The sequence below is a fragment of the Frigoribacterium sp. CFBP 13712 genome, from assembly GCF_014842255.1.
GTDB lineage: Bacteria > Actinomycetota > Actinomycetes > Actinomycetales > Microbacteriaceae > Frigoribacterium.
Genome location: NZ_JACYVH010000007.1, coordinates 1 through 13,754, shown reverse-complemented (window position 1 = coordinate 13,754; position 13,754 = coordinate 1). Strand labels below are relative to the sequence as shown.

The 13,754-nt window shown below is 72.6% G+C and carries 5 protein-coding genes; 2 read left to right on the top strand and 3 right to left on the bottom strand.

Going from position 1 to position 13,754, the window contains the following annotated elements; all coding sequences use genetic code 11:
* Positions 1–32: 32 nt before the first annotated feature.
* From IFT51_RS11885 to IFT51_RS11875, 3 genes are read right to left on the bottom strand one after another with little or no spacing between them, the layout of a single operon-like run.
* On the bottom strand, positions 33–4,391 hold the full coding sequence (locus IFT51_RS11885) for an FtsK/SpoIIIE domain-containing protein (protein ID WP_192061302.1): 4,359 nt from the start codon (positions 4,389–4,391) through the stop codon (positions 33–35).
* Positions 4,392–4,450: 59 nt separating this feature from the next.
* Complete coding sequence (locus IFT51_RS11880; RefSeq protein ID WP_192061301.1) at positions 4,451–5,950, bottom strand: hypothetical protein; 1,500 nt, start codon at positions 5,948–5,950, stop codon at positions 4,451–4,453.
* Positions 5,947–8,805 (bottom strand): PT domain-containing protein, encoded by a 2,859-nt coding sequence (locus IFT51_RS11875; protein WP_244637264.1) that lies wholly within the window; start codon positions 8,803–8,805, stop codon positions 5,947–5,949. Before IFT51_RS11875 ends, IFT51_RS11880 begins: the two co-directional genes overlap by 4 nt.
* A 448-nt stretch (positions 8,806–9,253) precedes the next feature.
* Between IFT51_RS11875 and IFT51_RS11870 the strand changes: the two genes are divergently transcribed.
* Both IFT51_RS11870 and IFT51_RS11865 read left to right on the top strand, forming a co-directional pair.
* On the top strand, positions 9,254–9,535 hold the full coding sequence (locus tag IFT51_RS11870; protein WP_192061299.1) for a pyrophosphorylase: 282 nt from the start codon (positions 9,254–9,256) through the stop codon (positions 9,533–9,535).
* 179 nt (positions 9,536–9,714) lie between these two features.
* The coding region (locus IFT51_RS11865) for a DUF6531 domain-containing protein (protein WP_192061298.1) at positions 9,715–13,754 on the top strand (4,040 nt) is incomplete at its 3' end.

The following is a 13,754-nucleotide window of genomic DNA, read 5'->3' as shown; positions in this document are numbered from 1 at the left end:
CGACCGCAGGCACGACGCCGAGGAGGCGCGGGTCAGGCCGTGCGGGCCGGCTCCGCGACGCTCGGGCTCATCGCCTGCACGAGCCGCACCGCGCCTCCTGCACCGGCGTAGCCGCGCCCCTGGGTCAGCGCGACCGGCGCCCGCCGCGGCAGCGGCACGCCGAGCAGCTCGCCGTCGTAGTCGACGTCGGGCTGCAGCAGCACACCGCAGCGCGACTTGCGGACGGTCTTCGTCCAGTGCCCGTAGAGCGTGCGCAGGTCGGCCGACCGACCCGCCGCGATGACGCAGAGGCCCGGCCGGTTCGATGCGAGCAGGGTCGCGATCGACTGGTCGGTGTCGTCGAAGCGCTCGGCGTCGTCGATCAGCAGCACGACCGGTCCGCGTTCGAGACGGAGCGCTGCGAGCAGCGCGGGCACCTCGTCGGCGCCGACGGCGACCCGGTCGAGCGGAGCGTGGGCGAGCGGCGAACGGCGGTCGCCGATGCCCCAGACGACGGGCCGCGCAGAACCCGACACCGACCGGATCGACTCGGCGATCGCCAGCAGCAGCGTCGACTTGCCCGACCGCGCGGGCCCTGCCACGAGCACGTGCTCGCCCTCGTAGACCTCGAGCACGGCGGGGGTCAGGTCGTCTTCGCCGATGCCGATCGGCAGTCGCCACGGCTCGTCGTCGAAGGTCGGGGCGAGGCCGAGCTCGTCGACGCGCACGTCGTCGGGCAGCTGTCCGATGGCGTTGGACTTGGGGGCGGCGTCGCTCCAGACGGAGGCGACGTGCGCGACGGCCTCGACGAGGCTGCCCGCCGGGGTCGCGACGTGCATCTGCAGCCGGTTCGTCACGTCGACGAGACGACCGGGCACCGGCGCGGGGATGCTCTTGCCCTTCACCCCGAGCGATGCGTAGTCGTAGGGGTCGGCGAGGCGGAACAGCCACTTCTGCGTCGTCACCTCGTCCATCGCCGACGGCACCGCCTTCGCGCGGGTGGTCGACACGGCGAACGAGAGCCCCAGCGCGGGCCCGTCGGCGTAGACGCGGTAGAGCAGGTCGAGCAGCTGCTGCCCCTCGTAGTCCTGCAGCTCGTCGCGCAGCGCGGCCAGCCCGTCGAGCAGCACGACGGCGCGACGACGGCCGCTCGGGTCGGCGCGGCGGGCTTCGAGGTCGGTGCGCAGATGCCGGAGGAACCGCGCCTGCTGCTCCTTCGCCCCGGCACCCGGTCCGACGTAGGCGACGGTGTGCGGCAGATCGGCCAGGGGCGCGAGGTCGCGCGAGCCGAGGTCGAGCACGTACAGGTCGAGGTCGGCGGGGTCGGTCTCTCGCGCCAGGGCGAGCGCGAGGGACGCGAGCGTCGTGCTCGTGCCGCTGCCCGGGATCCCCATGACGAGCAGGTTGCCCTGCGCCATGTCCCACCCGGCGGGGCTCTGCCGCTGCAGATCGGGCTCGTCGGCCAGAGCCACGACGACCCGGTCGCCGACCACCCCGCCGACCTGCGGCCCGCCGCCGCGCACGCGGTCGTGGCGCGCCCGGTCGTCGCCCGACCCCTCGCCGTCGCTAGACCCGCCGTCGCCGTCCGCCGTCGGGAACCCGGCCAGCGCGATCGACTCGCCCAGCGCCTCCGGCCAGACCTGCCGAGGAGGCGCGAAGCCGGCCTCGGAGTCGGCCGCGACGATCGCGTCGATCAGCTCGTCGAGGTCGGTGCTGTCTTTCGCCGAGGCGCGCGGGGGCGCCGGGCGCGGGGCGGGCACGCCGAACTGGCCGATCTCGCGCACGCTGACGGCCTCGGCCGCCGCCTCGAGGGCGCGCCCCGTGACGAGGGCGGTCTGCACGGGGGTGATGTCGTCCTGTCCGAGCTTCACGTACGCGCGACCCGTCTGCGCGCGCGAGATGCCCGCGGCCGCCGGCACGCCGATCACGTTGCTGGAGTCCTCGCGGCTCTGCACCCGCAACGCGACGCGGAGGTTCGTGTTCGCGAGGATGTCGTCGTTCACCACGCCGGCCGGGCGCTGCGTGGCGAGGATCATGTGCACGCCCAGCGTGCGGCCGACGGCGGCGACGCTGACGAGCGAGCTGAGCACGTCGGGGAAGTCCTTCGCGAGCATCGCGAACTCGTCGACGACCAGGAGGAGGCGCGGCATCGGCTCCGCAGGAGACGTCGCCAGATACGCCTCGAGGTTGTCGATGTCGTCGCCCGCCTCGGCGAAGACGCGCTGACGGCGCTGCATCTCGGCCTCGAGGGATCGGAGGGCGCGGTCGGCGAGCTGCTCGTCGAGGTTGCTGATCGTGCCGATCGTGTGGGGCAGCCGCTCGCAGGCCGCGAAGGCCGCGCCGCCCTTGAAGTCGATCAGGATGAAGTTCAGCCGCGTCGGGTCGTTGCGCGCGGCGAGCCCGGCGACGAGCGAGCGGAGGAACTCGCTCTTGCCCGAACCGGTGGTGCCGCCGACCAGTCCGTGCGGTCCGTCAGCGACGAGGTCGAGGGTGAGCACCCCCGACTCGGACGACCCGATCGGGGTCGAGACACCGGTGCGGGCGCGCCACATCGACTGCACGGACTCGGCGTCGACCCGCGGGACGCCGAGCAGCTCGGGCAGGCGCACGAGGGAGGGCAGCGAGGCGCCCGGCACGATCAGCTCGGGGTCGTCGAAGTGGGCGAGATGACGGGCGCACTCCTCGGCGGTGGGCACGTCGACCCCCGCGAGGACGACGTCGTCGACGCGGGTGCGGTCTTCGGGGCGGTGCACGGTCGCGGCGGCATCCTCGCCGACCACGACGACGGTGGTGCACGACGCGGGCAGCTGCTCTTCGCTGGTCGCGATGACGATGCCGCTCACGCGCACGCTGCGTTCGTTCGGACGCAGCGACGAACCGGGCGTCGAGCGGCCGTGACCGAGGATCGCGCGGGCCGGGGCGTCGCGCCCCTCGGTCAGCACCTCGGAGTCGAGCACGACGAGCAGGGCGGGGGTCGGCATCTCGTCGACCGTCTCGCGGAGGCCGCGCAGCATCGACACGCTCGCCTCGCGGCGGGCCGACATCCAGCGGTCGCCGGTGCTGCTGCCGACCTGACGGGTGTGCGGCAGCCACGAGGCCCACTCCCAGTCGCCGTCGCGACCGGGGTCGCAGAAGGTGCCGATCGTGAGGTCGGCGGGGCCGCAGTGCACCGCGGCCTGGGCGAGCAGGCTGCGGGCGAGCGCGAGCGCCCCGGCACGGTCGCCCACGATGCCGACGACGCCGGCGTCGGTCAGGTCGACGACGACGGGCGCCGAGGCGAGCCGCCCGGCGGCGAGGGCCTCCTTGACGCGGTCGTCTCGGCGGGTTGAGCCGCGGTCGTCGAGGGCGGGCCGCCAGGGCACGTCGCCGATGCCGGCGTGCAGCGCGAGGAAGTCGTCGGCGCCGACCCGACGCTGCCAGAGGAGCGTGGTCGGCAGCTCGGGGCGACGCAGCACCGTCGCCGGGTCGGGGACGAGATCGAAGCGGCGCCGCGCCTCCTCGGCCGCCGCCTCGGCGATCTCGGCGGAGAAGTCGCCGATGGCCTTCTCGAAGCGCTCCTCTTCTTCGCGGAGGTTCTTCGTGCGGCGGTGCTTCTGCTCGAGCCACATGCCGATCGCGGTCACCGGGCTGAGCAGCGCGAAGAGCGCGAAGCGGGCGTCGCCGAGCAGCGCGACCATCGCACCGGCCAGCAGCAGCGGCGCGAGCACGGTGATGTAGCTGAACTTCGAGGCGGGGGGCACCTCCTTGCGGTCGGGCGGCTGCACGGGTTCACCGTCGTCGGCTCGGCCCGGGCGGGGCGGGCGGTTGAAGGGAGCCGTGGAGGCGGGGGTCAGGTTGTGCAGCGACCCGGGCGCCGGCACGGTGACCTCGGCCAGAGCGGGGCGGACGAGCAGGACGGCGCCGCCCACGATGGCCGTCGTCGCCTCGGTGATGACCAGGCCCTCGGCATCGACCCGTTCGCCGCCGATCAGGGTGCCGTTGGTCGAGCCGGCGTCGCGGATGCGGACCCCGTCGCCGTCGGGCTCGTTCTCGATGGTGCAGTGCTCCCATGAGGCGCTGGCGGTCGGCAGCACGAGGTCGGCCTGCGGGGCGCGGCCGACGACGAGCGGCCGGCTGCGCGGCACCTCGACGACCTGCCCGGCGGCGAGACCGCCGGCGAGGGTGACGCTCCAGCCTGCGACCTGGCGTCGGCGCGTGCCGGGGGTGCGGGCGATGCGCGATCCCTCGAGCAGCACGAGCTCGTCGAGCGGGGTGTCGAGCGGCACGGCGGCCTCGTCGACGAAGAGGTCGGCGTCGCCGGCGTGGAGCGCTCCCCCGGCGGTGGTGACGAGCTCGCCCAGGGTCGCCGCGCTCTGCCAGCGGTCGACGTCGATGCTCCGTCGGTCGCCGTCGAGATCGATCAGGACACGCATGGGGGCTCCTCGGTCGGAGGTGGGGTGGGGCGGGCTCGCTGGGGGCGCTGTTCTTCTCGTCAGCCGGCGGCGGGAGCGGTGACGGGGCCGGCGAACCATATGAGTCCCGTCGACCCGTCGTCGACGGCGGGGCGCAGACCGAGGTCCTGCGACGACGAGTTCAGCACGGCGACGTCGGCGTCGAGGGCCTGCGCCGACGAGAAGTCGACGGCGGGGCCGGCCATGCCGTCGCCGGCGCCGAGACCGAGGGCTCCGAGTGCGTCGCCGACGGCGCGGGGCTCGATCGAGCCGGCCGATTCGACGGCACGCACGAGGGCGACCACGGCGTCGTGGCTGCGGGCGTCGGCCGCACCGGCGACGGCCGAGAACGGCTGATCGCCGGTCAGGTTCACGGCGTCCGGGTCCTGTGCGAGCACGCGGACTCCGCCGAGGAACGCCGACACCGATCGACCGGCGCCGTCACCGCGGAGGGCGGTCGCGTCGCCGCTCTCGGCGCCGACCGTGACGAGCGAACCGGAGAGGCTGGCGCCGTCCTCTTTCAGCACTGCGGAGAACGCGGGGCTCGTGGCGTCGGGGGTGAGCACGACGGGGACGGCGAGGTCGGCGGCCTGCAGCCGCGCCACGACGGCGGCCTGGCGTGTCGCCGAGCCGCTGACGAGGACGGCGTCGGACGGATCGGCGACCGGCTCGGTCTCCTGGGAGGCGGTGGCCGAGACGTCGTCGCCGGTCGCGGTCGTGCTCGTGGCCGGCGGAGTCGACCCGGTGAGGCGGGCGACCTCGCGGGCGAGGGCTTCGTCGCCGGCTGACGACGACGCCGTCTCGGTGCGGCCGATCTCGACGCCGACGGGGGCTCCGCCTCCGGCGTCGACGAGCAGCGTGTTGGTCGCGCCGCCGAGCGCCTCGGTGAGGGCGGCACCGGTCTGCGCGGCGTCGGGAGCCGTCGACCAGACGTCGCCCGAGGCGCCGTCGGGTACGGGGGCGTAGGGGAGGACGACGGGGATGCCTGCGTCGGCGGCGGCGGTCACCGCGCCGATGATGTGCGGACCGGACGAGGCGATGACGATGCCGGCGACGCCCTGGTCGACGAGGGCGGTCACGGCCTGTGCTGCGCCGGCCTCGGTGCCGCCGTCGTTCTCGGTCGCGAGGGCGATGTCGGCCCCGCCGAGCTCGAGGCGCCGTTCGGCGACCAGGGCGCCCTGGGCGGCCCCGTTCCAGTCGGCGCCCTCGGCGCCGGGGCCGAGGGTGACGATGACGCCGACCGTGGTGCCTTCGGGCAGATCGGTCGCGGTCAGGGCGACGGGGAGGGTCGCGGCCACGGGGGCGCCGACGGGTTCGTCGTCGGGCTGCACGACGACGACGGTCACGACGATGGCCGCGGCGACGACGAGGGCACCCGCCACGATGGCGATGGTGCGACCACGGCGACGCGGGCGGGTCTCGGTGTCCACAGTCGATGCGGCCGACTCGACTGAGTCGGTCGACTTCGCGCTCGGCGAGCTGCCGGCCCCGTCGGACGTGGCGCCGGGCGTCTCGCTGTGGCGTGCTCCGCGCTCGCTCATCGTGCGCCGCCGATCGTGAAGGCGTAGAGGGTGGTCGACGTGGCGCCGGAGGGCACGTCGAGGTGGAACGCCGGGAGGGCGGTGGCTGCTTCGAGCGACGCGGTGAACTGCGCCTGGCGGAGCATGATGCCGGCGATGTCCTCCGCTCGGACGTTGGCGTAGCCGGACGCGTTCTGCGTCGCGAGGGCGAGCTGGAAGTCGGCGGTGTCGGCCTTGGCCGCGCTGGTGGCCATCGCTCCGAGGATCCCCGAGCCCTCCACCTGACGGTCGCCGAGGTCGAGCATGACCTTCGCGAGGTCGCCGGCGAGGAGCGTCGAGGCGCCTTCGACGTCGCGCGTCGAGTTCTGGGTGCTCGCGGCGATGCGCTCGAGCGACGACGCGGTCTGCTCGTCGATGGCGGCGGCGAGCCCGGAGGTCTGCTCGTCGAGGTCCACTCGCTGACCCTCGATGGTCTCCTTCGCATCGCCGACGACCACGTCGGACGTCGACGAGAGGCCGACGATGGAGCGGTCGAACGCATCGATGACGGTCTGGCGCGTAGCGGCACCCTGCGTCGAAACCTCTCGGACCTGATCGCCGATGAGTCCCTGGATCTCGTTCGAGGCGTCGATCGAGGCCTCGACGAAGGCCTTCTCGACCTCGTCCGCCAGGGCGTCCTGCTGGATTTTGAGCGTGTTGAGATTCTCCGCCACGGCGGCGTTCTGCCCCTGGGCCCTGGTAACGCTGATCTGCAGCGCCTCGATCGACGAGTCGAGCCCGCCGTCGCCCGCCTCGATGGTGCGCGCGAGTCGATCGATGGCGTCATCCACGGCGGAGGTCGTCTCGTCGAGGGTGGCGATGGTGTCGCCGATCCCGCCGGGGGCACGATCGTCGTCGACGTCGGAGGCCGCGAGGACGGCGTCCCAGGCGGTGGCCTGCGCGTCGAGACGCTGACTCATCGGCTCGAGACCGATGGGGAGGTCGATGATGCGGGGAGCCGCGCCTCCTTCGCTGTCGCCGCCGGGCGCAGCGGTGGGAGCCACCGTCGGTTCACCGGTCGGTGCGGTCGTGGGCTGACCGGTCGGCAGGCCGGTGGGCTCGGGCGTGGGCTCGGACCCGTCGTCGTCGCCTCCCTCGGGGACCTCGCAGGCCACATCGGTCAGGTACGCCCGCAGCCGCTCGACCTCGCTCCGGGACATACCCTCGCCGATCTCGTCGCAGAGACGGGCGGCGAGCTCGGCGTTCTGCTCCTGCATCGTGTCGCCGGAGAACGGCAGGTCGATTCCGCCGTCGGCGGCGTCGGGCAGGTCGCCGATCTCGGCCCGTGCGTCTTCTGCGGCGTCGTGCAGGGCGTCGACCTGGTCGCGCAGGGTCGGCACGCCGACCGAGACGGCGTCGGCTGCGTCGCGGAGGTCGTCGAGGGCCTCGGCCACGTCGTCCTCCGACGCGTCGGCCGCGAGGGCGTCGAGCTGGGCGTCGAGCGCGGCGAGATCGGCCGTCAGCGCGTCGTTGCTCTCGATGGCGAGAACTGCAGGCTTCGCGTCGAGCGACTCGGCGAGCGCGACGCCGTCGGTCACGAGACCGATCAGGGCGACCGTGACGGTGACCGACGAGGCGAACAGCGAGCAGGTGAGCGACGACTCGGTGGCGCAGCTCGCGGCGTCGGGGTTCGACGGGCCGACGGTGCGCTGCAGCTCGGCGGCGACCTGGTCGCGGCAGCCGGCGGTGGACTGGGCGTATCCGTCGAGCTGGGCGGACACCTGCAGCAGGCTGCCGTAGACGCTGGCGGTCTGACCCGGTTCGGCGACGACCGCGGCGCAGCCCTCGCCGTCGATCGTGACGGCGGGTGCCGTGGCCGACGTGTCGCCGAGCAGCGAGTCGACGCTCGAGACGGTCTGCTGCAGCTGGCTCAGCACGGTCGACTGGGTGCCGGTGACGGTGGCCGAGAGGTCGGTCTCGAGCGAACCGAGCTGGCCGCTCAGGCCGTCCATCGTGCTGGCGAGAGACGAGCTGCTCTCTTTCAGCTGCTCTGCGGTGCGGACGCCGAGCGTCTCGGACGTGCTCTCGAGGTTCGTACGCACCTCGGTGATCGTCTCGCCGGCGCGGCTCAGGACGGTGTTGACGTCGCCGACCAGCTCGATGGTGCGCTGCTGCAGCGCCAGCTCCGAGGTCGTCGACGAGTCGAAGGCCGACCCGAGCACGCCGTCGACGGTGAGGTCGGTCGAGATGCCGGGCTGCGCTGCGAGGTCGATCGTGGGTGCGGCGAAGTCGGTCACATCGGCGACGAGGTGCAGGGTGGTGCTGGCACCCGAGCGCGGAGGGGCGAGCAAGGCGGCCCACTGCACGACGGCGTCGCCGTCTTCCGTGGTGCTGACGATGCCGTCGGTGCCGGCACCGGTGCCGCTGCCGGTCGAGTCGGAGATGACCTGGCTCGGCGAGACGCCGGTCAGCACGGTCGATGCGGCGAGGCTGATGGGCGCGCCCACGAGGGCCGCGTCGGTGCGGGATGCGCCGGCGACGTCGTAGCTGAGGTCTTGCGGGGCGACGGTGAGGTTCTCGACCGTCAACTCGATCTCGACGCGGCCGTCGTAGCCGTCGAGGTCGGCCAGGTCGGTGCCCGTGCCGTCGGTCGTGCGGTACTGCGTGCTGATGCGCAGCGGCAGGTCGCCCGCGACGTCGGCGGGCACGTGCTCGGCGGTGGTCGTCGAGGAGGTACGGGTCGCGTCGTCGACGGAGATGGCCGTGCTCGAGACGGCCGTGATCGACCCGTCGGTGGCGAGTGCCGTGTCGACGGTCTGCAGGACCTTCGACGGATTCTCGACGACCGTCGGCTCGGACGTGCAGGCCGTGGCCAGCAGTGCGACGACGCCCGCCATGGCGACGACGCCCAGTGCGCGCCCCCCTCGGTGCCGTCGCAGAGTCGTGCTGTGTGTCTTCGTTCCCCTGGCCATGCAGACCGTTCCCCCTAGAAAGTGCTGTCCCTCCTTTGCATGATAGGGGTATGTCGGACGGCTGTGATGTCCCCCATCAGGGTCGTGAGCGGCCCGGCGACAGACGGATCGGTGCAGGGACGAGGATCGGCGGCCTTTCCACAGGCGAACATCGACGCCGAACTCGGTTCGACGGGGCGAACCCCGCGCCGAGCGGCTGCGCCGGCGAAGGCTGCGACGCCGTTGATCCCTCCCCAGGCTGCCACCCCCCGAACGGGGACCGACAGATCGGTGCAGAAGGGGTGCATCCTGGCCGTGACGAGCTAGTCTCGTCATGTTCAAGCCCCGGGGGCGTCTTGCACGGGGGCTAATTCCAGATGAAGGGGACATCACCATGTCACGCGTACTTTCCACCGAGCAGGCCAAGACGGCCATCCGCCAGGTCCAGTCGATCGTCAACGGCGGTTTCACCGACCAGATCTCGCAGCTCGACGCTCAGGGCCGCATCCTGTCCGACCCCAACGTCTGGGACGGACCTCTCGCGGCGACCTTCCGCGGCTCCACCTGGCCCGAGACCAAGGCCGCCCTCGACAAGGCCAAGACCGAGCTCGAGCAGCTCCGCACCCAGCTCGACAACATCTCCGCCAACATCTTCTCCGCCGGCGGCGGCGCGTAACACCAGACGACTGCCCCCGTCACCCCGATCTCCGGGGGGACGGGGGCGTTCGCGTCGCGCCGGGCGTCAGAGATCACGCGACGCCGTGAGATTCGGCACGACGACGCCAGACGCCCGGCAGGCGTCAGCACCAGCTATCCGCGACATCGCAGCATCACTCCTGAGGGGGAGGACAATTCATGGGGGATCCCAAAGGCGGCAATGAGCCCGTACCGTTCGACAACGGCACGGCCGACGCACTCGTCACCGCGTTCAACAACGCAGCGGACGACATCGAGGGGCAGAGCGGTTCTCGCTCGTCGCTCGTCACGACCGCGTCGCAGGAGTTCCGTGGTCTCTTCTCCGAGCTCTTCACCACGAACGCGGCGACTGCTGCGACGGGTGCCAGCACCCTCGCCACGAGCTTCCGGGCGATAGCGGACTTCGCCGGCGAGCTGAAGGAGGCGGCGAAGCAGGAGAACGACCGCCGCCGCAAGGCACGGGAATGGCAGCAGCGCCAGGACGATCGCAACGGCTTCGAAGAGTGGCGAGACAGCATCTGGGGCGGCGAGGAGATGCCTCGGGAGCAGCCCGAGCCGGCGCCCCAGCTCGAGCCCCAGGACGCCAACGTCGGTACCCGCGAGACTCCCGCGCCCGGTACGGGCGGCGGCAGCGGCGGCACCTCGTCGGCGAAGCCCGACGACCTCCGCTCGTTCGCCACCGGCAGCGCAGCCCTCGACGCCGAGCTCGCGGGCCGCCCCTCGACGCTCTCCGGCAAGCTCGCCGACTTCGCGTCCGACTGCCAGTGGGGCGTCATCCACGCCGACGGCGTGGTCTCGAGCTTCTCGACCTGGCTGACCGCCAACGACACCGATGTCGCGTGGGCGAATACGGTCGCCGGCGCGTTCGAGGCGGCCGGCGGTTCGGGCGTCGTCTCGACCGTCGCGGACTCTGCTCTCGCCGCCGCACTGCAGTCCGCCGGGGTCCAGGGTCAGCGCGACGACCTCGTCGTCCCGCCCGCCCAGGGCTGGGGGTCGCCGCCCACGACCGGCTTCACGATGGACCCGGTCAACACGACCACAGGCAACTTCCTCGAGACGGAGGTCGACCTCGCCTTCGCGGGTGCCGCCTCCTCGTTGCGGGTCTCGCGCACCTACAACTCGCTCGACGACCACGTCGGCCCCTTCGGCCCGGGCTGGGGCTCCGTGCTCGAGATCGGCCTCACCCTCGACGACGAGGGCGCCGCGTTCACGATGGACGACGGCCGCGTCGTCACGTTCCCCCGTCTCGGCAGCTCGTGGGATCGCGCCGTCGGCGAGAACTTCTGGCTCGCAGCCGAGGTCGCCTCGACCCTGCCCGGCCTCGGCGACACGGGCGCCGAGACGCTCCTCGTGGTCCGCGACAACACCGGCGGCTGGTGGGCCTTCTCCCCCGCCGGCGTCTGGCTGGCGAGCGGAGGAGGCGCGGGCACCGTCGTCCGCGTCACCCGCGCCCCCGACGGACTCCCATCGCGCCTGACCCACGCGCGTGGTCGAACGATCGACATCGACTACGTCGACGGTCGCGTCGCGACCCTCACCGCCTCCGACGGCCGCCGGGTCGAGTACGCCTACGACGCAGCCGGGCGCCTGACCGGCGCCGCGAACGAGGTGGGCACGCGACGGTACGACTGGAACGACGCGGGTCTGATCTCGACGGTGACCAGCGCCTCCGGCGTGGTCGAGGCCCTGAACACGTACGACGAGCAGGGGCGCGTGACACTGCAGGTGTCGCCGCACGGCCGCACAGTCCGCTTCGCGTATCTGCCGGGTCGGGTGACGGTCGTCTCGGACGTCGACGGCACCCGGTCGAACAGCTACATGGCCGACAGGAAGGGCCGACTCGTCGGGGTGGTCGACTCCGACGACCAGCGCCAGTCGATGAGCTACGACCCGAACGGCAACCTCGTCTCGGTCACCGAGCGCGACCGATCGGTCACCGTCAACGGCTACGACGAGCGCGGGCGCAAGGTCCGCACCGTCACGCCGTCGGGCGCCGATCTCACCTACGGCTACGACGCCCTCGACCGGGTCACCACCGTCGTGACCGAGTCGGGCGCCGTCGTCGAGTACGAGTACGCCGACGACGCCGAGCGCAACCCGTCGGCACTGGTCGACCCCGAAGGCGGCCGTACGCTCATGCGCTGGCGCGACGGGCTGCTCGAGAGCGTCGTCGACCCGACAGGTGTCGTCGTCCGCTGCCACTACGACGAGTACGGCGACCTGATCGCCACGGAGAACGCCGTCGGCGACGTGGCGCGCATCGAGCGCGACCACGCCGGTCGTCCGGTGGCGGCGGTCAGCCCGTCGGGAGCCCGCACGACCTACACGTACGACGCCGCGGGGCTGCTGGTCTCGCGTCGCGATGCCGACGGGGCGATCTGGCGCTTCGAGCATGGTGCGGGTGCCCGGGTGAGCGCGATCATCGACCCCCTGGGCGCGCGCACCGAATTCGGCTACGGCCCGCACGGAGACCTCGAGACCACGACCGATCCGCTCGGCCGTGTCGTCTCGCGTCGCTTCGACGACCAGGGCGACGTCTCGGCTCTGGAGCTGCCGGACGGCTCGTCGTGGGCGTTCGCGCACGACGGTCTCTCGCGCCTGCGGACGATCACCGACCCCACCGGCCACGACTGGACCCGCGAGTACGACGTCACCGGTGCGCTCACGGCGACCGTCGACCCGACGGGAGTCCGGCAGGAGGCGCGGGTCGACCGTGCAGACGGCACCGGCACCCTGCGCGACGCGTTCGGCACCACGACCCTCCGTTTCGACGAGTTCGGCCGCCCGGTCGCGACCGAGGCCGCCGACGGCTCATCCGAGCTGACGACGTACGACCGCTGCGGCCGTCCGGTCGAGCTGGTCGACGGCGAGGGCGGTCTCACACGTCTCGAGCGCGATGCCGGCGGGCGCGTCACCGCGGTCGTCACCCCCTCGGGAGCCCGGACGACCTACGAGTACGACTCGTGCGGCCGCGCTTCGGCGAGCGTCGACCCCCTCGGCGCACGCACCACCCTGACCTACGACGCCGACTCGCGGGTCGTCGCGCGCACGCTGCCGACCGGCGACGTCGAGCGCGTCGAGTATGACGCCGTGGGCCGTGTCGTGAGCAGAAGGACACCGGGACACGGCGTCGCTCGTTTCGGCTACGACGCTGCAGGGCGCCTCACCTCGAGCCAGGACACCCGTCACGGGCAGCGACGATTCCGCTACGACGCGGCTGGCCAGCTGATCGAGGCGATCAACGGTCTCGGCGGGATCACGCGATACGAGTACGACGCTCGCGGGCGCGTGGTGGCGATCACCGATCCCCTGGGTGCCGTGACTCGTCGCACCTACGACGCCCGGGACAAGGTCACGAGTGTCACTGATGCGCGGGGACGCACCACCGCGGCAGATTACGACGGCGCCGGACGGCAGGTGCTGCAGCGCGACCCCGACGGACACGTGACCGAGTGGCTGCACGACGAGGCCGGGCGGGAGGTCGGGACGGTCGTCGACGGCCGTCGCCTTTCCACCGTGTCGCGCGATGCGTTCTCGCGGTCGGTGGTCGTGACCGACCACACCCGTGGTGACGGCGGCGATGTCGAGCACGAGTTGACCTACGACCGCCGCGGCGCATTGGTGCGTCGCTCGCGGGGCGAGTCGTCGATCGCATGGGAGTACGACGCGGACGGACGCCGCACGGCCCGGATCGATCCCGACGGCACCCGCACGGAGTACCGCCGCGATGCCGCTGGACGAGTCGTGTCCGTGCTGCACGCCGGTGTCGAGTCGTCGGTCTCTTACGATGCCGCGGGGCGCGTGATCGGCTCGGCGGCTGGGGACCTGCTCCAGAGCTGGACCTACGCCGACGGCGACCTAGTCGAACACACGACGACTGGTGCCGACGGTGCCCGAACGACTCGCATCACGCGGGATGACGCGGGCCGTATCGCCCGGGTGACCGGTCCGGACGGCGGCGTCGAGTACGGCTACGACGACGCGTGCCAGCTGACGTCGCTGCGAGCGGACGGAGGGTCGTATTCGACCTGGGTCTACGACCAGGCCGGTCGTCTGATCCGAGAGTCCGTCGACGGGGCCGCTTCGTCGTCCGTGTATGACGCTGCCGGCCAGTTGCTGTCGCGTTCGCTGCCGGATGGCCGTCGTCTGGACTACGTCCATGACGGTCTCGGTCGCCGTGTGCGCGAGATCGCATCCGA